The sequence below is a fragment of the Pseudomonas sp. 02C 26 genome (assembly GCF_002843585.1).
Lineage (GTDB): Bacteria > Pseudomonadota > Gammaproteobacteria > Pseudomonadales > Pseudomonadaceae > Aquipseudomonas > Aquipseudomonas shirazensis.
In genome coordinates, this window is record NZ_CP025262.1 from 223,409 (window position 1) to 246,911 (window position 23,503).

At 61.3% G+C, this 23,503-nt stretch carries 19 protein-coding genes and 1 pseudogene; 9 read left to right on the plus strand and 11 right to left on the minus strand.

The genetic code is table 11. The features are described from left to right. Position 1 precedes the first annotated feature (1 nt). The 3 genes from CXQ80_RS01010 to gpmI all read right to left on the minus strand — a co-directional run bounded on the left by CXQ80_RS01010 (position 2) and on the right by gpmI (position 4,345). Entirely contained in the window at positions 2–1,318 is a 1,317-nt protein-coding gene (locus tag CXQ80_RS01010) for a S41 family peptidase (protein ID WP_101315598.1), read from the minus strand. Between the two features lie 74 nt (positions 1,319–1,392). Next, positions 1,393–2,694, minus strand: coding sequence for a murein hydrolase activator EnvC (locus CXQ80_RS01015; RefSeq protein ID WP_101315600.1), 1,302 nt, complete (start codon positions 2,692–2,694; stop codon positions 1,393–1,395). Positions 2,695–2,812: 118 nt separating this feature from the next. Further along, a complete protein-coding gene (gpmI, locus tag CXQ80_RS01020; protein ID WP_101315602.1) occupies positions 2,813–4,345 on the minus strand; it encodes a 2,3-bisphosphoglycerate-independent phosphoglycerate mutase in 1,533 nt (510 codons plus the stop codon). Between the two features lie 204 nt (positions 4,346–4,549). Here gpmI and CXQ80_RS01025 point away from each other — a divergent pair, with 204 nt between their 5' ends. Genes CXQ80_RS01025 through secB form a run of 3 tightly spaced genes read left to right on the plus strand, consistent with a single transcriptional unit; the run spans position 4,550 to position 5,743 of the window. Further along, positions 4,550–4,963 carry a rhodanese-like domain-containing protein gene (locus tag CXQ80_RS01025; RefSeq protein WP_101315604.1) on the plus strand — a complete coding sequence of 138 codons (414 nt, stop codon included), beginning with the start codon at positions 4,550–4,552 and terminating at the stop codon, positions 4,961–4,963. A 1-nt stretch (position 4,964) separates the two neighbouring features. Next, positions 4,965–5,219, plus strand: a complete 255-nt coding sequence (gene grxC, locus CXQ80_RS01030; protein ID WP_101315605.1) for a glutaredoxin 3 — start codon at positions 4,965–4,967, stop codon at positions 5,217–5,219. Positions 5,220–5,257: 38 nt separating this feature from the next. Then, positions 5,258–5,743 (plus strand): protein-export chaperone SecB, encoded by a 486-nt coding sequence (gene secB, locus CXQ80_RS01035; RefSeq protein WP_101315607.1) that lies wholly within the window; start codon positions 5,258–5,260, stop codon positions 5,741–5,743. Positions 5,744–5,794: 51 nt separating this feature from the next. Here secB and trmL read toward each other — a convergent pair whose 3' ends face one another. Further along, on the minus strand, positions 5,795–6,250 hold the full coding sequence (gene trmL / locus CXQ80_RS01040; protein ID WP_101315609.1) for a tRNA (uridine(34)/cytosine(34)/5-carboxymethylaminomethyluridine(34)-2'-O)-methyltransferase TrmL: 456 nt from the start codon (positions 6,248–6,250) through the stop codon (positions 5,795–5,797). Here trmL and CXQ80_RS01045 point away from each other — a divergent pair. Next, positions 6,249–6,686, plus strand: coding sequence for a hypothetical protein (locus CXQ80_RS01045; protein WP_101315611.1), 438 nt, complete (start codon positions 6,249–6,251; stop codon positions 6,684–6,686). The genes trmL and CXQ80_RS01045 overlap by 2 nt on opposite strands. Positions 6,687–7,045: 359 nt before the next feature. Here the strand turns inward: CXQ80_RS01045 and ntrC are convergent, their stop codons facing one another. The 4 genes from ntrC to glnA form a co-directional block, all read right to left on the minus strand. Beyond that, positions 7,046–8,482 (minus strand): nitrogen regulation protein NR(I), encoded by a 1,437-nt coding sequence (gene ntrC, locus CXQ80_RS01050; protein WP_101315613.1) that lies wholly within the window; start codon positions 8,480–8,482, stop codon positions 7,046–7,048. After that, complete coding sequence (gene glnL, locus CXQ80_RS01055; RefSeq protein WP_101315616.1) at positions 8,479–9,564, minus strand: nitrogen regulation protein NR(II); 1,086 nt, start codon at positions 9,562–9,564, stop codon at positions 8,479–8,481. The genes ntrC and glnL overlap by 4 nt, the downstream gene beginning before the upstream one ends. 262 nt (positions 9,565–9,826) lie before the next feature. Further along, a complete protein-coding gene (locus CXQ80_RS01060; RefSeq protein WP_101315618.1) occupies positions 9,827–10,360 on the minus strand; it encodes a chorismate mutase in 534 nt (177 codons plus the stop codon). A 156-nt stretch (positions 10,361–10,516) separates the two neighbouring features. Further along, positions 10,517–11,923, minus strand: coding sequence for a type I glutamate--ammonia ligase (gene glnA / locus CXQ80_RS01065; RefSeq protein WP_101315620.1), 1,407 nt, complete (start codon positions 11,921–11,923; stop codon positions 10,517–10,519). Between the two features lie 502 nt (positions 11,924–12,425). Here glnA and thiI point away from each other — a divergent pair. Both thiI and typA read left to right on the plus strand, forming a co-directional pair. Further along, a complete protein-coding gene (gene thiI, locus CXQ80_RS01070; protein ID WP_101315622.1) occupies positions 12,426–13,880 on the plus strand; it encodes a tRNA uracil 4-sulfurtransferase ThiI in 1,455 nt (484 codons plus the stop codon). 127 nt (positions 13,881–14,007) lie between these two features. Further along, positions 14,008–15,828, plus strand: a complete 1,821-nt coding sequence (typA, locus tag CXQ80_RS01075) for a translational GTPase TypA (RefSeq protein WP_101315624.1) — start codon at positions 14,008–14,010, stop codon at positions 15,826–15,828. 578 nt (positions 15,829–16,406) lie between these two features. Here the strand turns inward: typA and CXQ80_RS01080 are convergent. Then, the gene (locus tag CXQ80_RS01080) at positions 16,407–16,811 is read right to left on the minus strand and encodes a YkgJ family cysteine cluster protein (protein ID WP_101315626.1); all 405 of its coding nucleotides are present in this window, start codon (positions 16,809–16,811) and stop codon (positions 16,407–16,409) included. A gap of 183 nt (positions 16,812–16,994) precedes the next feature. Between CXQ80_RS01080 and CXQ80_RS01085 the strand changes: the two genes are divergently transcribed. From CXQ80_RS01085 to CXQ80_RS01095, 3 genes are all read left to right on the plus strand, one after another. Continuing rightward, on the plus strand, positions 16,995–19,445 hold the full coding sequence (locus CXQ80_RS01085; RefSeq protein WP_101315628.1) for a glycogen/starch/alpha-glucan phosphorylase: 2,451 nt from the start codon (positions 16,995–16,997) through the stop codon (positions 19,443–19,445). 333 nt (positions 19,446–19,778) lie between these two features. Continuing rightward, positions 19,779–20,789, plus strand: coding sequence for a class 1 fructose-bisphosphatase (locus CXQ80_RS01090; protein ID WP_101315630.1), 1,011 nt, complete (start codon positions 19,779–19,781; stop codon positions 20,787–20,789). 3 nt (positions 20,790–20,792) lie between these two features. Then, positions 20,793–21,389: a DUF924 family protein gene (locus CXQ80_RS01095; protein ID WP_101315633.1), complete on the plus strand. Its 597-nt coding sequence runs from the start codon at positions 20,793–20,795 to the stop codon at positions 21,387–21,389. Between the two features lie 53 nt (positions 21,390–21,442). Here CXQ80_RS01095 and CXQ80_RS25165 read toward each other — a convergent pair whose 3' ends face one another. Both CXQ80_RS25165 and CXQ80_RS25170 read right to left on the minus strand, forming a co-directional pair. After that, the gene (locus tag CXQ80_RS25165; protein WP_371918905.1) at positions 21,443–22,273 is read right to left on the minus strand and encodes a methyl-accepting chemotaxis protein; all 831 of its coding nucleotides are present in this window, start codon (positions 22,271–22,273) and stop codon (positions 21,443–21,445) included. A 24-nt stretch (positions 22,274–22,297) separates the two neighbouring features. Further along, a pseudogene (locus CXQ80_RS25170) lies at positions 22,298–23,335 on the minus strand (cache domain-containing protein); the annotation flags it as partial. Between the last annotated feature and the right edge of the window lie 168 nt (positions 23,336–23,503).

The following is a 23,503-nucleotide window of genomic DNA, read 5'->3' on the forward strand; positions in this document are numbered from 1 at the left end:
ATCATTCGCCCTTGGTGATGTTCAGGCCTTTGAGCAGGCTCAGTGCCTGGCTCAGCTGGAAGTCATCATCCTGCGGGCGCTCTTTGCGCTTGCTGCTGCCGGTCGGTCGGTCGGCGCCGCCGTTGCCGTTACCGAGGTGGCCTTGCAGGTCGGCTTCCTTGAAGTTCTCGGTGTCGGCCTCGGCAGTGAGCTTGGCCTGGCGCACTTCGATATCGGGGACGATGCCCTGGGCCTGGATCGAGCGGCCGTTGGGGGTGAAGTACAGCGCGGTGGTAAGCTTCAGGGCGCGGTCGTTGGCCAGCGGCAGCACGGTCTGCACCGAGCCTTTGCCGAAGCTGTCGGTGCCCATCAGCACACCGCGCTTCTGGTCTTGCAGGGCACCGGCGACGATCTCCGAAGCCGAGGCGCTGCCGCCGTTGATCAGCACCACCAGCGGTACGCCTTCACTGGCGTCGGCCGGGTCGGCCGAGAAGCGCAGCTCGGAGTTGGCGATGCGGCCTTTGGTGTAGACGATCAAGCCTTTGGTCAGGAAGTGGTCGGCCACTTCGACCGCCGACTGCAACACGCCGCCGGGGTTGTTGCGCAGGTCGAGCACGACCCCGCGCAGCTTCTTGCCGTTGTCCTTGCGCAGCTTGGCCAGGGCCTTGCCGACTTCTTCGCCGGTCTTGACCTGGAACTGGGTGATGCGGATATAGCCGTAGCCGCTTTCCAGCAGCTGGCTCTTGACGCTCTTGACCTGAATGACCGCACGGGCGAGGGTCACGTCAAACGGCGTGCCGCCATCGCGGACCAGGGTCAGGGTGATCTTGTCGCCGATCTTGCCGCGCATCTTGTCGACCGCTTCGGTCATGCTCTGGCCACGGGTCGGCGCGCCATTGATCTTGACGATCAGGTCGCCGGCTTCGATGCCGGCACGCGAGGCCGGGGTGTCGTCGATGGGCGAGACAACTTTGACGAAACCGTCTTCCATGCCCACTTCGATGCCCAGGCCGCCGAACTCGCCGCTGGTGCTTTCCTGCAGTTCCTGGAAGTCTTCCGGGCCGAGGTAGGCCGAGTGCGGGTCAAGGTTGCTGAGCATGCCCTTGATGGCGTTCTCCAGCAGGGTCTTGTCGTCCACCGGTTCGACATATGCCGCTTTGATGCGGTCCATGACTTCGGCAAAAGTGCGCAGCTCTTCCAGCGGCAGCGGCGACTTCGCCGTGGCCTCGGGAGCTGGCGTTGCGGCTGGCTTGGCCGGCTCGGCGGCATGGGCCAGGGGCGCGCCGATCGCCAGGGCGACGGTCAGGGCCAGTTGGGTGAGGCGAGGCGAGTGCAGCATGTCGAACGAACTCCTGATCCTGTTGGCGCTCCCGCAGGAGCCTCGGTGCAGCCACCGTAAATAAGTTGAAATGCCTAGCCACGGCACCATTGCGCCGGGTCGCTCGGGCGGCCCTGCTGACGAATGGCAAAGTACAGACCTGCGCTTTCCTGGCCACCGCTGTCGCCCACGGTGGATATGGCTTCCCCAGCCTTGACCACATCACCGGCGCTCTTGAGCAGGCGTTGATTGTGGCCATACAAGCTCAGATAGCCATTACCATGGTCGAGAATGACCAGAAGTCCAGCCCCACGCAACCAATCGGCAAATACCACTCGGCCGCCGTGCACTGCGCGAACCTGGGTGCCACTGCTGGCGCTGATCATCACACCATCCCATTTGGCGCGGGCATCACCACCACGGGCATCACCGAAGCGTGCCAGCAATCGACCATTGACTGGCCATGGAAGTTTGCCCCGCGCTGCAGAAAACGCACCGCCATAGCTGGCGCCATCGCCGGAAACCATCGGGCCGAGGGTGGTCAGGGCCTTTTTCGGTGGCTCGGCCGGCGCCTCGGTTGGGGCCTGGCGTGCGGCCAAGGCCTCCTGCTGGCGGCGTTGTTCGGCTTCACGCTGAGCGATCAGGGCTTTTTGCCGCGCCTCTTCAGCTTCGCGGGCCTGGCGCGCGAGGGTTTCTTCGATGGTCTTGAGCACCTTGCCCAGCTCGGCCTGGTCCTGCTCGCGGGCTTGCAGCTTCTGGTCGCGCTGCTTCAAGTCGCTGTTGAGCTTGGCCAATACCGCCTTGCGCTTGTCGCGCTCGGCTTCGAGCTCCTGCCGGCGGCTGTCGAGGTTGCCGCTCTGGGCGAGCAACTGCGCCTGCTGGCTGGCAATGTCCTTCTCGACATTGGCCAACTGACGCAGGGTCTCGTTGAACACGCGCAACTGCTCCATACGCGCCTTGCTCAGGTAATCGTAATAGGTGAGGGTGCGGGCAAATTTCTCTGGGTTCTGCTGGTTGAGCAGCAGTTTCAGGTATTCCTCGCGGCCGTTGTTCTGATAAGCCGAGCGGGCCTGACTGGCAATCAGGCCTTGTTGTTCAGTGCGGGCGGACTGGAGTTTTTTTTTCTCGGTATCAAGGCGCTCCAGTTCGCCCTCGGTCTTTTTTAGTTCTTGCTGCAGGGCCTCCACCTGCTTTTCCAGGTTACCGATGTCGGTTTCGGTGCTCTTCAGGTCTTTTTGCACACCGGACTTTTCTTCCTGGAGCTTGCCCAGCATCTTCTTGAGCTCGGCGATGTCCTGGCGGGTGGCATCCAGTTGTTGCTGGGTCTGTGCGCGCTCATCGGCAAAGGCCGGGCTGAGCAGGCATGACAGGGCGAGAAGGATCAGGGCGCGGAACATGGAGTGGGCGTACCAGGGATGGAGACTGGCCTAGTATGCCCGCCTGGGCCTGCAAACAAAACGCCCCGCGGCATCTGCAGCGGGGCGTTTGTCTGGAAACAGCGGTGTAGCGGGCGGTTTATTCGACCAGAATCGAAGTCCCGGTCATTTCTGCCGGGATTTCCAGGCCGAGCAAGGTCAGCATGGTCGGTGCTACATCGGCCAGCACGCCGCCTTTACGCACCTTGAGCTGGCGCTTGCCGACATAGATGAACGGCACGGGCTCGGTGGTGTGCGCGGTATGCGCCTGGCCGGTGCTCTCGTCTTCCATCTGCTCGACGTTGCCGTGGTCGGCGGTGATCAGTGCTTCGCCTCCGACTTTGTCCAGGGCATCGACAATGCGCCCGACGCAGGTGTCGAGCGCCTCGACGGCTTTGACCGCAGCGGCAAATACGCCGGTATGGCCGACCATGTCGCCGTTGGCGTAGTTGACCACGATCACGTCGTAGCGCTGCTGCTCGATCGCTTCGACGATGCGGTCGGTGACCTCAGGCGCGTTCATCTCGGGCTGCAGGTCATAGGTCGCAACCTTGGGCGACGGGATGAGAATACGTTCTTCGCCTTCGAACGGCTCTTCGCGGCCACCGGAGAAGAAGAAGGTGACGTGAGCGTACTTCTCGGTTTCGGCAATCCGCAGTTGGGTCTTGCCGTTTTTTGCCAGGTATTCGCCAAGCACGTTGTCCAGGCTGGCCGGGGCGAAGGCTGCCGGCGCGGGGATCTTCGCCGAGTACTGGGTCAGGCCGATGAAGGCTGCCACTTTTGGCTGGCGGGTGCGGGCAAACTCGTTGAAGTCAGGCTCGACGAACACCCGCGACAGTTCGCGGGCGCGGTCGGCACGGAAGTTCATGAAGATCACCGCATCGCCATCTTCGACAGTGACCGCTTCGCCAATCCGCGTGGCCTTGACGAATTCATCGCTCTCGCCGCGCGCGTAGGCGGCCTCAAGCCCTTCCACAGCGGTAGCCGCAGTGTGGTCGGCACTGGAGTCGACGATCAGGTTGTAGGCCGCGGCGACGCGGTCCCAGCGGTTGTCCCGGTCCATCGCAAAGTAGCGGCCGATGATGCTGGCGATGCGGCCCTTGCCCAGTTTGGCGAACGCTGCGTCGACCAGTTCGAGCGACGACTGCGCGCTGCGTGGCGGCGTGTCTCGGCCATCGAGAAACGCGTGCAGGTAGATCTTCTCGGCGCCGCGCTGCGCGGCCAGTTCGGCCATGGCGATCAGGTGATCCTGGTGGCTGTGTACGCCACCGTCGGAGAGCAGGCCGAGGATGTGCACGGCCTTACCGGCGCCGACAGCCTTGTCTACTGCATCGCAGAGCACCGGATTGGTGAAGAACTCGCCATCGCGGATGGCCTTGGTCACCCGGGTGAAGTCCTGGTACACCACGCGGCCAGCGCCGAGGTTCATGTGGCCGACTTCGGAGTTGCCCATCTGCCCGTCAGGCAGGCCGACGTCCATGCCCGAACCCGAGATCAAGCCGTTCGGCTGGGTAGCGCAAAGGCGATCGTAGACCGGCGTCTGCGCGGCAAGGATGGCGTTGTATTCGACGTGTTCGCTGTGCCCGAAACCATCAAGGATGATCAGGACCAGAGGCTTGGGGGTGTTCGTCATCAATCGCACTCACGGTTGCCAGAAGATGATAAAGACCCGATTTTAGGGCAAATGCGCCACCCCAGGCGAAAATTCATCGTGTTTGCCGACTGGCGCTGCAACGTTTGCAGATGAATGCTGCACGCCTGCCCGGCGGGCGGGCTTTGGTGGGCCTTGGCTGCTGTGTATACTGGCCGACATTTTCAATCGCGTGGAACACACCTGATGGTTGCTAACCTGATTACATTTGCCACAAACCACTTCATTCTGGTGGCGATTTTCTTTGTTCTGCTGATCCTGCTGTTGCTCAACGAAATCCGTCGTGGCGGCCAGAGCCTGAGCAACGGCCAGCTGACTGCACTGGTCAACGCCGACAAAGGCGTGGTGCTCGACATCCGCACCAGCAAGGAATTCGCGGCCGGCCACATCGTTGGCGCCCTGAACATCCCGCAAGACAAGCTCGCCAGCCGTATGGCCGAGCTGGAAAAGCATAAAGACAAGACCCTGATCGTGGTCGACAGCATGGGTCAGCAATCCGGTACCCATTGCCGTGAACTGCTCAAAGCTGGTTACACCGCGGCCAAGCTCAGCGGTGGCATTTCCAGCTGGAAAGCCGATAACCTGCCCCTGGTGAAGTGATATGAAGCCCGTCATCGTCTATTCCAGCGACTACTGCCCGTTCTGCATCCGCGCCAAGCAACTGCTGCAAAGCAAAGGCGTGCCGTTCGAGGAAATCAAGGTCGACGGCAAGCCCCAGGTTCGCGCCGAAATGAGCCAGAAGGCCGGCCGTACCTCGGTACCGCAGATCTGGATCGGCAGCACCCACGTCGGTGGTTGCGATGACTTGTACGCCCTCGAGCGCGCGGGCAAGCTCGACAGCCTCCTCGCGGCCTGAGTCACACCGCATTCAACCCATTAGGATTAGGATCAGCCATGACTGAGCAACAGAACAACGGCGCTGCCACTGACGACAACGCAGCACAATTCTCCATGCAGCGTATCTACGTGCGCGATCTGTCTTTCGAAGCACCGAAGAGCCCGCAGATCTTCCGTCAGCAGTGGGAGCCGGCTGTTTCGCTGGACCTCAACACCCGTCAGAAAGCCCTCGAAGGCGACTTCCATGAAGTCGTGCTGACCCTGTCGGTGACCGTCAAGAACGGTGACGAGGTGGCTTTCATCGCGGAAGTGCAGCAGGCCGGTATCTTCCTGATCAAGAACCTTGACCCGGCTTCCATGAGCCACACCCTCGGCGCGTTCTGCCCGAACATCCTGTTCCCGTACGCTCGCGAAACCCTGGACAGCCTGGTAACCCGCGGCTCGTTCCCGGCGCTGATGCTGTCGCCAGTGAACTTCGACGCCCTGTACGCGCAGGAAATGGAGCGCATGCAGGCCGCTAGCGAAGCACCGTCGCTGCAATAAGCACGGCTGCCAGACCGAGAAAAGCGCCCTGTTGGGCGCTTTTTTTGTGGCTCAGAGAAAGCCCTGCTGGCGCCAGGCTTCATACACCGTCACTGCCACGGTGTTGGACAGGTTCAGGCTGCGGCAGCCCGGGCGCATCGGCAGGCGCAGCTTCTGCTCGGCGGGCAGGGCGTCGAGTACTTCGGCCGGCAGGCCGCGGCTTTCCGGGCCGAACAGGAAGGCATCGCCTGGTTGGTAGGCAACCTCGTGAAACGGGTGCGAGCCCTTGGTGGTGAAGGCGAACAGACGCGGCTGGCCGAGGCTTTCCAGGCACGCCGCCAGGCTCTCGTGGCGCTTGAGCGTGGCATACTCGTGGTAGTCCAGCCCGGCCCGGCGCAGGCGCTTGTCGTCCAGCTCAAAGCTGATCGGCTCGATCAGGTGCAAGGCGCAGCCGCTGTTGGCACACAGGCGGATGATATTGCCGGTATTCGGCGGAATTTCTGGTTGAAAAAGGATGACGTGAAACATGCACGGCTCCAAGCGTGAAGATGACGAGCATTCTACCCTCGAACCGGATCAGCGTTCGAAAGCGTTCCCGCGGGTAATGCTGTCGCTGGCCATCGTCGGGGTGATGGTCGGCTTGATGATCGGCCGCCTGACCACGCCTGAAGAGCGTGTGCTGGAGCAGATCGGAGTTGTGCAGGGCGGGCTTGACCTGTGGTTCAACGAAGAGCCAAAGCTGCATGGCGAGAACGTCGAAGGTACGGTGGCGATTGTGTTCGAAGCGAAGGGCAAGGCGCAGCGCGGGCAACTGATGCTGGAGGAGAAGCCGGTCGGCTGGCGTTTGCAGAACAGCGACAAGGGCTTGCTGCTGACGGTGGTGGCCGCGCGCCCCCTGCAGGGCGAATGGAGCGCTGCAGAGGACGCGGGACGTTGGCGTGTGCAGGTGAGGCTGCACGAATAAAAGAGGGGATTCCCGGCCTGCCTGTACCGAGGTCCCCAGAACTTGCTCGACTTGCGAATAAAATAGGGGTCACCCGGCCTGCCTGTACCAGGGCCCCCGAAACTGGTTGTGCAATAGCTATTGCAGGGGGCGTGCCAGGTTTTTTAAACGCTGTGTTTGTTAGGGTTTGCGGGTGATTAGGCCGGGATTTGATGTCGTTTGTGCCTTGCTGCGGTGCGTTGGGCACGATCTCGGTGCATGGTACAGACTGCGCCGATCCGCAACCGAGCGCGGTCCCTGTAGGAGCGGCCTTGCCGGGGCGCCGGACCGGTCGGAAAGGCCAGCGAAGCTGGCCCGGCGTGTAGGGCGTCAAGCGTGGATCAATGATCGTCGCCGTCATCCTCATCGCCGCCGTCGATCTTCATCCCCAGTTCTTTGATCTTGCGGGTCAGGGTGTTACGCCCCCAACCCAGCAACACCGCAGCATCACGCCGACGCCCGGCGGTATGCTTGAGTGCGGTCTCGATCATGATCCGCTCGAAACTCGGCACCGCGCTGTCGAGCAGGTTGGACTGCCCCCGCGCCAACGCCTGATCCGCCCACTGGCGCAGTGCCTGCTCCCAGTTGGTCACCGGCGCAGCATCCTGCGGCAGGTTGAGCAGCTCCGGCGGCAGGTCACCCACCAGCACTTCGCGGCTAGAGGCCATTACCGTGATCCAGCGGCAGGTGTTCTCCAGCTGGCGCACGTTGCCCGGCCACGGCAGGTTGCGCATGAACTCTTCGGTCTCCGGCTTGAGCAGCTTTGGCTCGACCGACAGCTCTTGCGCCGCTCGGCCGAGGAAGTGCCTGGCGAGGGTGGGGATATCCTCACGGCGGTCGGACAGTCGCGGAATATGGATGCGGATCACGTTCAGGCGGTGGAACAAGTCCTCACGGAATTTGCCCGCCTGGACCAGGGTTTCCAGGTTCTGGTGCGTTGCGGCGATGATGCGTACATCGACCTTGACCGGGATATGCCCGCCCACGCGGTAGAACTCACCGTCAGCCAATACCCGCAGCAGGCGGGTCTGGGTGTCGGCTGGCATGTCGCCGATTTCGTCGAGGAACAACGTGCCGCCATCGGCCTGCTCGAAGCGGCCACGGCGCAGGTTGGCAGCGCCGGTGAACGCGCCCTTCTCATGGCCGAACAGCTCTGACTCCATCAGATCCTTGGGGATCGCCGCCATGTTCAACGCAATGAACGGCGAAGCAGCCCTTGGGCTGTGACGGTGCAGGGCGTGGGCAACCAACTCTTTACCGGTACCCGACTCACCGTTGATCAACACGGTGATGTTGGAGTGGCTGAGGCGGCCGATGGCGCGGAATACTTCCTGCATCGCCGGCGCCTCGCCAATGATCTCCGGCGTACGCGTCAGCGTCGGCGCCACATGCAGGCCTTGCTGCTCCTGAGCATGTTGGTTGGCCCGCTTGACCAGCGAGACCGCCTCGTCAACGTCGAACGGCTTGGGCAGGTACTCGAAAGCGCCGCCTTGATAGGAGGCAACCGCACTGTCCAGGTCCGAATGCGCGGTCATGATGATCACCGGCAAGCGCGGATGTTGTTCGCGAATCTGCGCCAGCAGGTCCAGGCCGCTGGCGCCAGGCATGCGGATGTCGGAAATGATCACGTCCGGCTGCTGCCGGGCCAGGCGACCCATGACTCCGTCAGCGCTGTCGAAGCTCTGGGTGGTCATGCCCTCCTGTTGCAGGGCTTTTTCCAGGACCCAGCGGATGGAGCGATCATCGTCGACGATCCACACGGTTTCACTTCGGCTCATGGGGCAGTGGCTCCTTGTTCCAGAGGCAGGAAGATCGAGAAGGTGGTGTGGCCGGCATGGCTCTCACACTCGATCAGGCCCTGGTGCTGGCTGATGATGTTCTGGGTAATGGCCAGGCCGAGGCCGGTACCGTCCGGGCGCCCGCTGACCATGGGATAGAAGAGGGTGTCCTGCAGTTCCGCTGGGATGCCGGGGCCGTTGTCGGTGATCTCGACGCGGGCTACCAGGCGATGACGGATGTGACCAATGGTGAACTGGCGCACGGCGCGGCTGCGCAGGCTGATGCGGCCCAGGCGCAATTCGTTCTGGCTGCTGATCGCCTGCATTGCGTTACGCACGATGTTAAGTACGGCCTGGATCATCTGCTCGCGGTCGATCAATACGTCCGGCAGGCTTGGATCGTAATCACGCACCAAAGTGATGCAGCCTTGGCTTTCGGCCTCGACCAGGCTGCATACGCGCTCCAGCACTTCGTGAATGTTGGTCATCGCCAGCGACGGCAGTTTGTTCGAGCCGAGCATGCGGTCGACCAGGTTACGCAGGCGGTCGGCTTCTTCGATGATCACGTTGGTGTAATCGCGCAGGCCGTCGTTGGGCAGCTCGCGGGCGAGCAATTGCGCCGCGCCACGAATGCCGCCCAGCGGATTCTTTATTTCATGGGCGAGGCCACGCACCAGCATCTTGGTGGTTTCCTGCTTGGACAGCTGGGCCTCTTCCTTGGTGATACGCAACAGCCGGTCACGCGGGTGCACCTCGAGCAGCAGCAAGGTCTGGCCTTGATGCAGGATCGGCGTAACCGCGTAATCGACGGTGATGCTTTGCCCGGTCAGCGAGGTCAGTTGCGCCTCGCGCTTGGTGAACGGGTGCGCCTGTTCAACGGCCTGGCGCAGCGAGTTGAGCGCCTCGGTCGACTCGGTGAACAGCTCGCTGATGAACTGCCCATGACTGCGCTGACCGCTGACCGCCAGCAGCATCTCTGCGGCCGGATTCATGTACTCCAGGCGCAGTTCGGCATTGAGCAGCAGGGTCGCTGTGGTCAGGTTGTCCAGGAGTAGACGGTGCTGCGCATCGCTGATGGTCATGGGGCGTCGTCGACCTCTTTTGGCACATGGGTCGCCCTTGGCTGAGCCAGGAGCGGGCGCGCTGGTGATCCGCGTGATGGTTTGAAAATGCAAGAAACAAACCAAGGCTCCGAAAAGAAGCGCAATTACCGGAAAAAGCCCTGTTCATGCGCTATTGCAGGCCAAAAACTATCGATGAAACGATTCACTTGAACCATATTGGGCTGCATGGCAGAGCAGTAGGCCCCGCCACGCACCAATATAGAGCATCTTGGTCGCGTGCTCAGTCGCAGAGCTGTCCGGTGGCGCGGATCATGCCGGCACGGTGCAGTGCATCGCCTTGGCGTTGCGCCAATGCCAGGGCCAGCTTGCGCGCGCACTGGCGGCTGCGGGTTTGATCGAAAGACGCCAATTGGTGCAGCAGGTCTGTCTGCAGGCCGTCCAGCCGCGGGCGGATGATGCGTTGCAAGTCATGTCGTGGCAGTGCCGGCGCCGCGCCGGAGAGCTGCCATTGCGACAGCCGCGCATACTGCACCAGCTTGTTGGCCTCTATTTGATCATCAAAGAACGCCGCTGCACGCGCAGGGTCAAGGCCATGGCCAGGCGCCGCGTTGCGCACGGCAGCAATGATGGCTTGTTCGCGCTCGGTTGCCTGGACGGGCTGGGCGTTATCCCATTTATGCAGCGCTACCACATCGGCCACGGCCAGTCGCCGCTCGATCAGGTCAAGCAGGGGTGAGAAGGTGGGATCGTCAGAGGTGGCGCTGCAGCCGCTCAGGCCGAGGGCGCAGGCGATGATAAAGGGGGCAAGGCGCATTGGCAGTCTCCTTTTTAGTGGAGGCTGGAAGTGTGCGGTGATGCTGGGGGTGCGCAAGTCGGACGCTTCTGAAAATCCTGTCTGGCGAAACGGAAAACGGCCTCCCGAGGGAGGCCGTCTTCAGTTGATGCCTAGCGACGACAGGCGTCGCTTACATCAGCAGCTGTAGTACAGCTCGTATTCCAGCGGGTGTACGAAGGTGCGCACCTTGATTTCTTCTTCGCTCTTCAGCTCGATGAAGGCATCGATGAAGTCGTCGGAGAACACGCCGCCCTTGGTCAGGAACGCACGGCCTTTATCCAGCTCTTCCAGAGCTTCTTTCAGGCTGCCGCAGACTTGCGGAATGTCCTTGGCTTCTTCTGGTGGCAGGTCGTAGAGGTTCTTGTCGGCAGCATCGCCTGGGTGAATCTTGTTCTGGATGCCGTCCAGGCCAGCCATCAGCAGGGCTGCGAAGGCCAGGTATGGGTTGGCCGACGGGTCCGGGAAGCGCGCTTCGATACGGCGAGCTTTCGGGCTGCTGACGTAAGGAATACGGATCGAGGCGGAACGGTTACGGGCCGAGTAGGCGAGCATGACCGGTGCTTCGAAACCTGGGACCAGACGCTTGTAGGAGTTGGTCGACGGGTTGGTGAAGCCGTTCAGTGCCTTACCGTGCTTGATGATGCCGCCGATGAAGTACAGGGCGGTATCGGACAGGCCGGCATAGCCTTCGCCAGCGAAGGTGTTCTTGCCGTCTTTCCAGATCGACATGTGCACGTGCATGCCCGAACCGTTGTCACCGTACAGTGGCTTCGGCATGAAGGTAGCGGTGCGGCCGTAAGCGTCGGCAACGTTGTGCACGACGTATTTCAGGGCCTGGACTTCGTCAGCTTTCTTCACCAGGGTGTTGAACTTGACGCCGATTTCGTTCTGACCGGCAGTCGCCACTTCGTGGTGGTGAACTTCAACGATCTGACCCATTTCTTCCAGTGCGTTGCACATGGCAGTACGGATTTCGTGGTCGTGGTCGAACGGAGGTACTGGGAAGTAGCCGCCTTTGACGCCTGGACGGTGGCCTTTGTTGCCGCCTTCGATGTCAGCACCGGTCATCCACGAGCCTTGCTCGGAGAAGATCTTGAACATCGAACCGGAGATGTCGGACTGGAACTTCACTTCGTCGAAGATGAAGAACTCAGGCTCTGGACCGGCGAACACGGTGTCACCCAGGCCAGTGCTCTTGAGGTACTCTTCAGCGCGCTTGGCGATCGCACGTGGGTCGCGATCGTAGCCGAGCATGCTCGACGGGTCGACGATGTCGCAGGTGATGATCAGGGTTGGCTCTTCGGTGAACGGGTCGAGCACAGCGGTATCGTCAACCGGCATCAGGATCATGTCGGAGGCTTCGATGCCTTTCCAGCCGGCAATCGACGAACCGTCGAACATCTTGCCGACTTCAAAGAAGTCTTCGTCCAGACCATCACGCGCCGGCATGGTCACGTGATGCTGAGTGCCTTTGGTGTCCGTGAAACGCAGATCAATCCACTTGACGTCATGATCTTTGATGAGTTGAACCGACTTCGACATGTTGTCCTCCGGAGGGTCTAGAGCGCGGTGGGCCGCTGCCCTGGAAAAAGGGTGTTGCTGGGCGCGGATAGTCGGCCAAGCTTACCTGCCTCACAAGAGAGCAAATTGCATGCCAGTGCCCGAAAATGGCGAGTCTGAGATAAAAGTGGGCGTTCAGGGGCACTTATTGGTAGTGGTCCGAGCAAAAGCGCACCTTTTAGATGCGGAAATTGCCAACTGCGCACCAAATTAGTGCGCATCTTTGCGGGGGCGTTTTCTGGAACCTCTTCGCGGGTAAACCCGCTCCCACAGGGATAGCGGTGGAGTCGGGCATTGCACCATCCTGTGGGAGCGGGTTCACCGGGACGCCGGATCGCCGCTAAAGAGCCGGCACAGGCGCGGCAAAATCAATCTCTTGCACTCATCTCAAACCTTTCTGTTCAAAAGTTGGTCAAATCCTGAGCAATTTCCGCTATAATTCGCGCCCCTCATTTTCGGCAGGCCCTGGGCGCGCTGTTTACCCATGAAACTCATCGTCAAAGTCTTCCCAGAAATCACCATCAAGAGCCGGCCGGTGCGCAAGCGCTTCATCCGTCAGCTCTCGAAGAACATCCGCAACGTGCTCAAGGATATCGACCCTGAGCTGAAGGTTGACGGTGTCTGGGATAATCTCGAAGTGGTCACCCGCATCGAAGACGAGAGGCTTCAGCGCGAGATCATCGACCGGCTGTCGTGCACGCCGGGGATCACCCATTTCCTTCAGGTAGAGGAATACCCGCTGGGCGACTTCGACGATATCGTCGAGAAGTGCAAGGCGCATTACGGCCATCTGCTGGCTGGCAAACGCTTCGCCGTACGCTGCAAGCGTGGCGGCCACCACGACTTCACTTCGATGGATGTCGACCGTTATGTTGGCAGCCAGTTGCGCCAGCAGTGCGGCGCCGCCGGTATCGACCTGAAGAACCCGGAAATCAAGGTGCGGATGGAAATCCGCAATCAGCGCCTTTACGTCATCCACAATCAGCATCAAGGTATCGGCGGTTATCCGTTGGGCGCGTTGGAGCAGACTCTGGTGTTGATGTCCGGTGGTTTCGATTCCACCGTGGCTGCCTACCAGATGATGCGTCGCGGCCTGATGACCCACTTCTGCTTCTTCAACCTCGGCGGCCGTGCCCACGAGTTGGGGGTGATGGAAGTCGCTCACTACCTGTGGAAAAAATACGGCAGCAGCCAGCGCGTGCTGTTCATCAGCGTGCCGTTCGAAGAAGTGGTCGGCGAGATTCTCGGCAAGGTCGACAACAGCTACATGGGCGTCACCCTCAAGCGCATGATGCTGCGCGCAGCGGCCAACATCGCTGACCGCCTGCAGATCGACGCGCTGGTCACCGGTGAGGCGATTTCCCAGGTGTCGAGCCAGACCCTGCCCAACCTGACAGTGATCGACCAGGCCACTGACAAGCTGGTCCTGCGTCCGCTGTTGGCCAGCCACAAACAGGACATCATCGATACCGCTTATCAGATCGGCACAGCCGAGTTTGCCAAGCACATGCCAGAATACTGCGGCGTCATCTCGGTCAACCCGACTACCTGCGCCAAACCGCAGCGGGTTGTATATGAGGAGGCCCAGTTCGATATGCAGATCCTGGAGCGCGCGCTGGAACGTGCTCGCTTCATCTCGATCGACCATGTGATCGACGAACTGAGCCAGGACATTCAGATTGAAGAGGTGGCCGAGGCCACTCCAGGCCAGATCGTCATCGACATTCGTCACCCCGATGCGCAAGAGGATCAACCTCTGGTGATCGACGGTATCGAAGTCCAGACCATGCCTTTCTATGCCATCAACAGCCGCTTCAAGCAGCTCGATGGCAACCGTCAGTACCTACTTTATTGCGACAAGGGCGTCATGAGTCGCCTGCATGCGCATCATCTGCTCAGTGAGGGACATGCCAATGTGCGTGTTTATCGTCCGGCATAAACTGCCAGGGCTGTATGGCGGCAGCATCCGCCATCGCCCTCCCGACCCGCGGGCCCGCTGAGCCTTTTACCTTCATATTGGCCGTCTAGAATGGGCGGCAACCGAATCCTCTGATCGAGATACATTTGTGATCGAAAATCTGCGTAACATCGCCATCATCGCCCACGTTGACCATGGTAAAACCACTCTGGTCGACAAACTCCTGCGTCAGTCGGGCACCCTGGAGCGTAACGAGCTCAATGACGAGCGCGTCATGGACTCCAACGACCAGGAGAAAGAGCGCGGTATTACCATTCTGGCGAAAAACACCGCCATCAACTGGAATGGCTACCACATCAACATCGTCGACACCCCCGGCCACGCCGACTTCGGTGGCGAAGTTGAGCGTGTAATGTCGATGGTCGACTCCGTGCTGCTGCTGGTCGACGCCCAAGACGGCCCTATGCCGCAAACTCGCTTCGTGACCAAAAAGGCATTCGAAGCTGGCCTCAAGCCAATCGTTGTAATCAACAAGGTTGACCGTCCGGGCGCGCGTCCTGATTGGGTTCTGGACCAGATCTTCGATCTGTTCGACAACCTCGGTGCTACCGACGAGCAGCTGGACTTCCAGGTCGTCTACGCCTCGGCCCTGAACGGCATTGCCGGTCTGGACCACACTGCCATGGCCGAAGACATGACCCCGCTGTACCAAGCGGTTGTCGACCACGTTCCACCACCTGCTGTTGACCGTGACGGCCCGTTCCAGATGCAGATCTCCGCTCTGGACTACAACAGCTTCCTCGGTGTTATCGGCGTTGGCCGTATCGCCCGTGGTCGCGTCAAGCCGAACACCCCGGTTGTTGCCATCGATACCGACGGCAAGAAGCGTAACGGCCGTATCCTGAAGCTGATGGGTCACCACGGTCTGCACCGTGTCGACGTTGAAGAAGCTGCCGCCGGCGACATCGTCTGCATCAGCGGTTTCGACGAGCTGTTCATCTCCGACACCCTGTGCGACCCGCTGACCGTCGAGGCGATGAAGCCTCTGACCGTCGACGAGCCAACCGTTTCCATGACCTTCCAGGTCAACGACTCGCCATTCTGCGGTAAAGAAGGCAAGTTCGTGACCTCGCGTAACATCAAGGATCGTCTGGACAAAGAGCTGCTGTACAACGTTGCACTGCGCGTTGAAGAAGGCGACTCGGCAGACAAGTTCAAGGTTTCCGGCCGTGGTGAGCTGCACCTGTCGGTACTGATCGAAACCATGCGTCGCGAAGGCTTCGAGCTGGCCCTGGGCCGTCCGGAAGTGATCATTCGCGAAGTCGACGGCGTCAAGCAAGAGCCGTTCGAAAACGTCACCATCGACATCCCAGAGGAAGCTCAGGGCAAGGTCATGGAAGAGATGGGCCTGCGTAAAGGCGACCTGAGCAACATGGTCCCGGATGGCAAAGGCCGTGTGCGTCTGGAATACAACATCCCTGCTCGTGGTCTGATCGGTTTCCGTAACCAGTTCCTGACCCTGACCAACGGTGCTGGCATCCTGACCTCGATCTTCGATCGCTACGCTCCAGTTAAGTCGGGCCACATGTCCGGCCGTCAGAACGGCGTACTGGTTTCGGTTGAAACCGGCAAGGCTCTGACCTACTCGCTGGAAACCCTGCAGGCGCGCGGCAAGCTGTTCGTCGAGCACGGTCAAGAGATCTACAACGGTCAGATCATCGGCCAGAACAGCCGCGACAACGACCTGGGTGTAAACCCAACCAAAGGCAAGAAGCTCGACAACATGCGTGCTTCGGGTAAAGACGAAACCATCGCTCTGGTTCCGCCGGTTCGCTTCACTCTGGAACAGGCTCTGGAATACATCCAGGAAGACGAGCTGTGCGAAGTCACGCCTAAGTCGATCCGTCTTCGCAAGAAGATCCTCGACGAAAGCGAGCGTACCCGCGCTGCCAAGAAAGCCAAGATCTGAGTCCAGATCTAGCTGAATGAAAACGCCCCCGGTCGAAAGGCCGGGGGCGTTTTTTTTAGCGCCTGAACCAGACAAGGTCATGTCACTAGGGTGGATAAGAACAATACCGTCGCGCAACCCGGCAAGACGGTAATGTTGTTCTGTAGTGAGCATTGGGCAACGTGCTAGGGAGGAGAACTGGTCTTCTGCCTTCACAGTCGCTCTGCTGGGGGTGAGCACCGGCGTTGCAGGCTGCTTTATGTGTACCTGGACCACAGAAAAAAAATGCCCCCTGTCAAAAGGCCGAGGCGTTTTGTCTGAGGATTTTGGGGGCGCGCAGCAGCTCCAGGATTTCAGCTTCGCGGCCGATATCGCCGGGCCAGCGCTGCTGGCCTTTCGCGACACAAGGCCGCTCCTACAATTGACCGCGCATGCCGATCGTACGCGGTGCGTGTAGGAGCGGCCTTGTGTCGCGAAAGGGCTGCGCAGCGGCCCCAGATTTCAGTTTAGCGCTGCTGGCTTTCCGACTGCTCCAGCGCCGCAGCGAGCCGCTCAGGAGGGCGGCTTAGGTGGGAGAGGCCGCGACGCAGCCCCGACCATCAGCGCCCAACCACCTTCGGTTTGTACGCGCAGAAGCCCGGCCGTGGGCCGACCTTGGGGTGGTTGCGGCAGGTATCGGGGCGCTTGTCATAAATGGTGCACAGGCGGCTCTTACGATCCAGATAGAGACAGTCATCGTTGCTCATCCGGGTCAGGGTGAAGATCCCCGACTTCTGATTGAAACGCTCGATGATGCCGTCCTTCTGCAGGCGCTTGGCCACGTTCTTGGCCGGCTCGTCCTTGTCGAAGTCATCGACCACGCCAATACGGATCAGGTCTTTGATCTTCACTTCCACCGGCAGCGTGCAGCAGGTCGAATGGCAGCCCCCGCACATATGGCTGGAGTAGCGCTGCCAGGTATCGAGGCGGTCGACTTCAGCCGCGGCAATCAGGGTCGGTTTCATAGTTATAAGGAGCGAATCACGGTGGAGGGGCGCGCGATGATACCGGAGTTGTTCAAATTGTGAACAACCTTTCGCCCGATTATGCTTGTCGGCATGAAAACTGCGAACAACAACTGCCAGCCCCTGTCGAAGGGTCTAGTCTGAACACTCTCCTGCCTTCGCCCACTTGCCCGAGGATGTCACATGTCTCAGCAACCCAAAGCACGTGACGTCGAGGTCACCGAGTTCCGTGCCGCTGTATTGGCCAAGCTGACCTACGCGGTCGGCAAGGACCCGGAGCACGCCTTTGATCACGACTGGTTCGAAGCCATTGCCCTGGCTGCGCGCGACCATATGGTCGATCACTGGATGGACCACACCCGGCAGGCCTACCGACGTAGCCAGAAACGCGTCTACTACCTTTCCCTCGAGTTTTTGATCGGCCGGCTGCTGTACGACAGCCTGAGCAACCTCGGCTACCTGGAAATCGCCCGCGAGGCGCTGGATGGCCTCGGTGTCGACCTTGATCGCATTCGTCTGCTGGAGCCGGACGCCGCGCTCGGCAATGGTGGCCTTGGCCGGCTGGCGGCGTGCTTCATGGAAAGCATGTCGACCCTGGGCATTGCCGCCCATGGCTACGGTATCCGCTACGAGCACGGCTTGTTCCGCCAGGCCGTGGTCGATGGCTGGCAGCAGGAGCAAACCGAGAACTGGCTGGATTTCGGCAACCCGTGGGAGTTCGAGCGGGCCGAGGTGATCTATCCGATCAGCTTTGGTGGTGGCGTCGAAACCGTTACAGCTGCCGACGGCCAGCAACGGCAGATCTGGACCCCTGGCGAAACCGTGCGGGCGGTTGCCTACGATACGCCGGTAGTCGGCTGGCGCGGGTCCAGCGTCAACACCCTGCGCCTGTGGCGTGCACGCGCGCTGGAAGAGCTGCACCTGGAGCGCTTCAACGCCGGTGACCACTTGGGTGCAGTCGCCGAGGTGGCCCGCGCCGAGAGCATCTCGCGCGTGCTCTACCCAGCCGATAGCACCGAGGCGGGCCAGGAACTGCGCCTGCGCCAGGAGTACTTCTTTGTTTCCGCCTCGCTGCAAGACCTGCTGCGCCGGCACCTGAACATGCACAAGAGCCTGCTCAACCTGCCTGATGCGGCGGCGATCCAGCTCAACGACACCCACCCCTCGATTGCGGTGGCGGAGCTGATGCGCTTGCTGGTCGACCAGCATGAAATCCCATGGGACAAAGCCTGGGAAGTAACCGTCGGCACCCTGGCCTACACCAACCACACACTGTTGCCCGAAGCGCTGGAAACCTGGCCGGTGGCGCTGATGGAGCGCATGCTGCCGCGGCACATGCAGATCATCTATCTGATCAACGCCTATCATATCGATGCCCTGCGGGCCAAAGGCCAACACGATTTCGACGTGTTGCGCGCGGTGTCGTTGATCGAAGAAGACAACGGCCGTCGCGTGCGCATGGGCAACCTGGCGTTTCTTGGTTCGCATAGTGTCAACGGCGTGTCCGCGCTGCACAGCAAGCTGATGAAGAGCACGGTGTTCGCCGAGCTGCACAAGCTCTACCCGGATCGGATCAACAACAAGACCAACGGCGTCACCTTCCGCCGCTGGCTGCACCAGGCTAACCCGCAGCTGACTGCGATGCTGATCGAGGCCCTCGGGCGCGAGGTGCTGGATGACGCCGAGGTGCGCCTCAAGGACCTTGAGCCGTTCGCCGAGCAACCGGCGTTTCGCAAGCAGTTCGCTGCGCAGCGGCTGCACAGCAAGCGTGCCTTGGCGAGCATCATCCAGGACCGCGTCGGCGTGACGGTCAACCCCGAAGCGATGTTCGACGTACAGGTCAAGCGCATCCACGAGTACAAGCGCCAGCTGCTCAACCTGCTGCACACGGTGGCGCTGTATCAGGCAATTCGCGCCGAACCGAGCACCGACTGGGTGCCGCGGGTGAAGATCTTCGCCGGCAAGGCGGCCGCCAGCTATCACCAGGCCAAGCTGATCATCAAGCTGTCCAACGACATCGCTCGGGTGGTCAACAACGATCCGACCGTGCGCGGGCTGCTCAAGGTGGTATTCCTGCCCAACTACAACGTCAGCCTGGCCGAGAGCATCATCCCGGCGGCGGACTTGTCCGAGCAGATTTCCACCGCCGGCTATGAAGCGTCCGGCACCAGCAACATGAAGTTCGGCCTCAACGGCGCGCTGACCATCGGCACCCTGGACGGCGCCAACGTCGAGATGTGCGAGCAGGTCGGTGCAGAGAACATGTTCATCTTTGGGCTGACGGCGCAGCAGGTCGAGGCGCGCAAGCGCGCGGGTGACTTTGGTGCCAGTGCAGCGGTGGCCGAGTCGCACCGCCTCAGCGATGTGCTGCACGCCATTCGCAGCGGGGTGTTCTCGCCGGATGACCCGTCGCGCTATACCCAGTTGATCGACTCGCTGATCGACCATGACCGCTTCCTGGTCTGCGCCGACTTCGACGCCTACTGGGATGCCCAGCGCAAGGTCGATGAGCTGTGGCATCAGCCGGAACAATGGTGGCGAGTGGCGGTGCTCAATACCTCGCGGATGGGCTGGTTCTCGTCGGATCGGACCATCCGCGAGTACGCGACCGAGATTTGGAAAGCGTTGGATTGAGCTGACCATGGCAGGGCACCTGGCCGACCGCCGGCCGGTGCCGTGCTGAACTAGACTCCGGTTCGACCGTCTGATCGGCCATGCGGGAGTGTTTGCTCGCTAGGCTTTACCAGTCGCTGTAAACTTGCCGGTGCTCTGGGTTGGGGCCGCTTTGCGGCCCTTTCGCGAAACAAGGCCGCTCCTACAGGGTTGCGTGGATGCGGTTACCCCGCTGTTCTGTAGGAGCGGCCTTGTGTCGCGAAAGGGTCGCAAAGCGACCCCTGTTACGCCAAACCAACGGCATTACTGTAAACTGCCGGGGTTTTTCACCCTCTTTCCCTTTCGGAGCCATACATGTCCCGCGTTACCCTGAGTCGCTATCTGATTGAGCAGACCCGCAGCAACAATACTCCTGCCGATCTGCGCTTCCTGATCGAGGTGGTGGCGCGCGCGTGCAAGGAAATCAGCCACCACGTGTCCAAAGGCGCCCTCGGCGGCGTGCTGGGCAGCATGGGCACCGAAAACGTACAGGGCGAAGTGCAGAAAAAGCTCGACGTGATCTCCAACGACATTCTGCTCGAAGCCAACGAGTGGGGTGGTCACCTGGCCGGCATGGCGTCCGAAGAAATGGACAACGCCTACCAGATCCCGGGTAAATACCCTAAGGGTGCCTACCTGCTGGTGTTCGACCCACTGGACGGCTCGTCGAACATCGATGTCAACGTTTCGGTCGGCACCATCTTCTCGGTTCTGCGCTGCCCGCAGGAATACCTGAGCCAGAACGAAACCCTCAACGAAAACGCCTTCCTCCAGCCTGGCACCGAGCAGGTCGCCGCCGGTTACGCGATCTACGGCCCGCAGACCATGCTGATCCTGACCCTGGGCAATGGCGTCAAAGGCTTCACCCTGGACCGCGAGCTGGGCAGCTTTGTCCTCACTCACGAGAACATCCAGGTGCCGGAGACCACTGCCGAGTTCGCTATCAACATGTCCAACCAGCGTCACTGGGAAGCGCCGATCCAGCGCTACGTCGGCGAGCTGCTGGCCGGTGAGACCGGGCCGTTGAAAAAGAACTACAACATGCGCTGGATCGCCTCGATGGTGGCTGATGTGCACCGCATCCTCACCCGTGGCGGTCTGTTCATGTACCCACGCGATTCGCGTGAGCCGAGCAAGCCAGGCAAGCTGCGCCTGATGTACGAGGCCAACCCGATGTCGTTCATCATCGAACAGGCCGGCGGCGCTGCCACCAACGGTGAGCAACGCATCCTCGACATCCAGCCGGACAGCCTGCACCAGCGCGTTTCGGTAATCCTCGGCTCGAAGCAAGAGGTCGAGCGCGTTACGGCCTACCACAAGGAATAAATCATGCTCGCACCTTGGCAGCCGTTGCTGGAGTGGTGGTTCGGTCCGGGCAAGAGCCCGCAGGCCGTGGCTGACGAGAAGAGCACGCTGTGGTTCGGCAAGCACCATGATGACGAGGCGCGCGAGCGTTTCGGCGCGCTGTGCGAGCAGGCCCTGGCGGGTGGTCTCGAAGACTGGCAGCAAAGCCCGCAGGGCTGGCTTGGCCTGATCCTGCTGCTCGATCAACTGCCGCGCATGATCTACCGCGACACGCCGCGCGCCTTTGAAGGTGACCGGCGCGCGCAGGTGGTGGCCATGCAGGGTTTGCAGCATGACTGGGATTACCAGTTGCTGCCGATCCAGCGGGTGTTCGTGCTGTTGGTGCTGGAACACGCCGAGGTGCTCGACTGGCAGCACCTTAGTGTCGAGCGCTATCGGCAGTTGCTGGACGAGCAACCGGAGGCCAACCGCCGCCTGTTCGAAGGCTTCCTTGACTACGCCGAGCAGCATCAGCGCGTGATCGAGCGCTTTGGCCGGTTCCCGCAGCGCAATCTGCTGCTGGACCGTCCGAGCACCGATGAAGAGATGGATTTCCTGCTCGAGCCGGGTTCACGGTTCTGATGCAGCGCTGAGCGGCTGCCCCATCTGCGTAGGCGAATGGGGCAGCACCCGGCTCAGATTCTGAAACTGCCAACCAACTGTTGCAACCGTTCGACCTGGTGTTCCAGGTCGTTGCAGGCACGCAAGGTGCTCTGCAGGTTGTGCACGCCTTCCTGATTCAGCGTATTGATCTCGCTGATGTCGAGATTGATCGACTCGACCACCGCCGTCTGCTCTTCGGTGGCGGTGGCAACCGACTGGTTCATGCCATCGATCTCGCCGATGCGCTGGGTCACGCTGCCCAGGCGTTCACCGGCCTGGTTGGCAATCCCCACGCTGTGCTCGCTCTGCTGCTGGCTCTGGTTCATGGTGCTGACCGCCATCTGCGCGCCGGCCTGCAGCTCTTCGATCAAACGCTGTACCTGCTGCGCTGATTCCTGAGTGCGGTGGGCCAGACTGCGCACCTCATCGGCAACCACGGCAAAACCACGCCCGGCCTCGCCCGCGCGGGCGGCTTCGATGGCAGCGTTCAGCGCGAGCAGGTTGGTTTGCTGCGAAATGCCGGTGATCACATCGAGGATCTGGCCGATGTTGCTGGTGTGCGAATTGAGTGTCTGGATGTTCTCGCACGAGTCACTGATGCGCGCCGACAGCTGATGCATGGTGCTGATGGTTTGCCCGACCACCTGCTGGCCTTCTTCGGCCAGACCGCGCGCGGCGGTCGAATGCTGCGAGGCGAGCGCGGCGTTCTGGGCGATTTCATGGGCGGCGGCACCGAGCTGATTGATTGCAGCGGCAACGCTGCTGGTGCGGCTCGACTGCTGATCGGCGTTGTTGATCGAGGCGTTGGAGGCAGTCACCACCTGGCCGGCCACGGCATTCACCTGGCCGGTCGCCGAGGCCACTTCGCGGATCGACTCGTGGATACGCTCGACAAAGCGGTTGAACGACTGGGCAAGGCTGCCGAATTCGTCCTGAGCATGGATGGTCAGGCGCCGGGTCAGGTCGCCTTCACCCTCGGCAATGTCACGCATGGCGCGGCCCATGGCGTGCAGCGGCTGCATCAGCACGCGAATCAGCAGGCCGAGCAGGGCAATGATGGCGATGATCGCGATCAGCGTCGCCACGGCTGCCGACGTGCGCAGCTCGCCGAGCATGGCGAAGGCGGCGTCCTGGTCGAGCACCAGCGCGACATACCAGTCGACCGACGAGATGCCGTCGACGTGGGTGAAGTTGATGAACTGCTTGCGCCCGTCGAACTCGACTTCCTTCAGCCCGCTGCTGATCTGCGGCGTGTCGCCAGGGAACAGATCGGCGAGAGTTTTCAGGGCCAGCTCAGGCTTGGGGTGGATCATGATCTTGCCTTCGCCGTTGACGATGAAGGCATGGCCATTGCCATCGAAGTCCAGCGCGTTGATCAGCTTGCTGATGGTCTGCAGGTCGGTGTCGACGCCACTCACGCCGAGCAGGCGACCGCCCTGTTGCACAGGCGTGGCCAGGGTGATCACCAGCTTGCCAGCCGAGGCGGAAATGTACGGCTCGGTGACGATAGTCTGGTTGGCAGCAGTTGCCGCCTTGTACCAGCCACGCTGGCGCGGGTCGTAGTCGGCGGCGCGGTTGCCGGCGGGTACCGATTGCATGCTGCCGTCCTGGCCGCCGAAGTAGCTCAGCTGGAAGTTGTTGGCATACACCGGCAGTGCCAGGGCACGGTCCAGGCTCGGCTTGCCGGGGCCATCGACGGCCACTTGCTGGGCCAGGCTATCGAGCACCTGCACGCGGCTGTCGAGCCAGTTGCGGATGTTGCCTGCAGTCAGGCTGCCCAGGTCCTGCAGCGACGTCTGCGTGTCGCTGCGCAGTGACTGGCGTTGCCGGTAGTCGTTGAACAGTACGAAGCAGGTGAAGGCGACCGCGACTACGAGGGCTGCGGCCAGCAGGATCTTGTGGCTGAACTTGAGATTTTTGGTCATGGCTGAGTCTGCGCGAATGCACGTCGAAGGGCAGGGGGTAGGGCAAGCTGCTGCTCCACTGCTCGTTGTGTCGACTTGTGCGGGTAAAACATGAGTCGTTGGCCGGTCAGACGACCAACGGCCGGCATTTAAGCGCTGCGATCAGGGAACCACGGAGGCTTTTTGCTC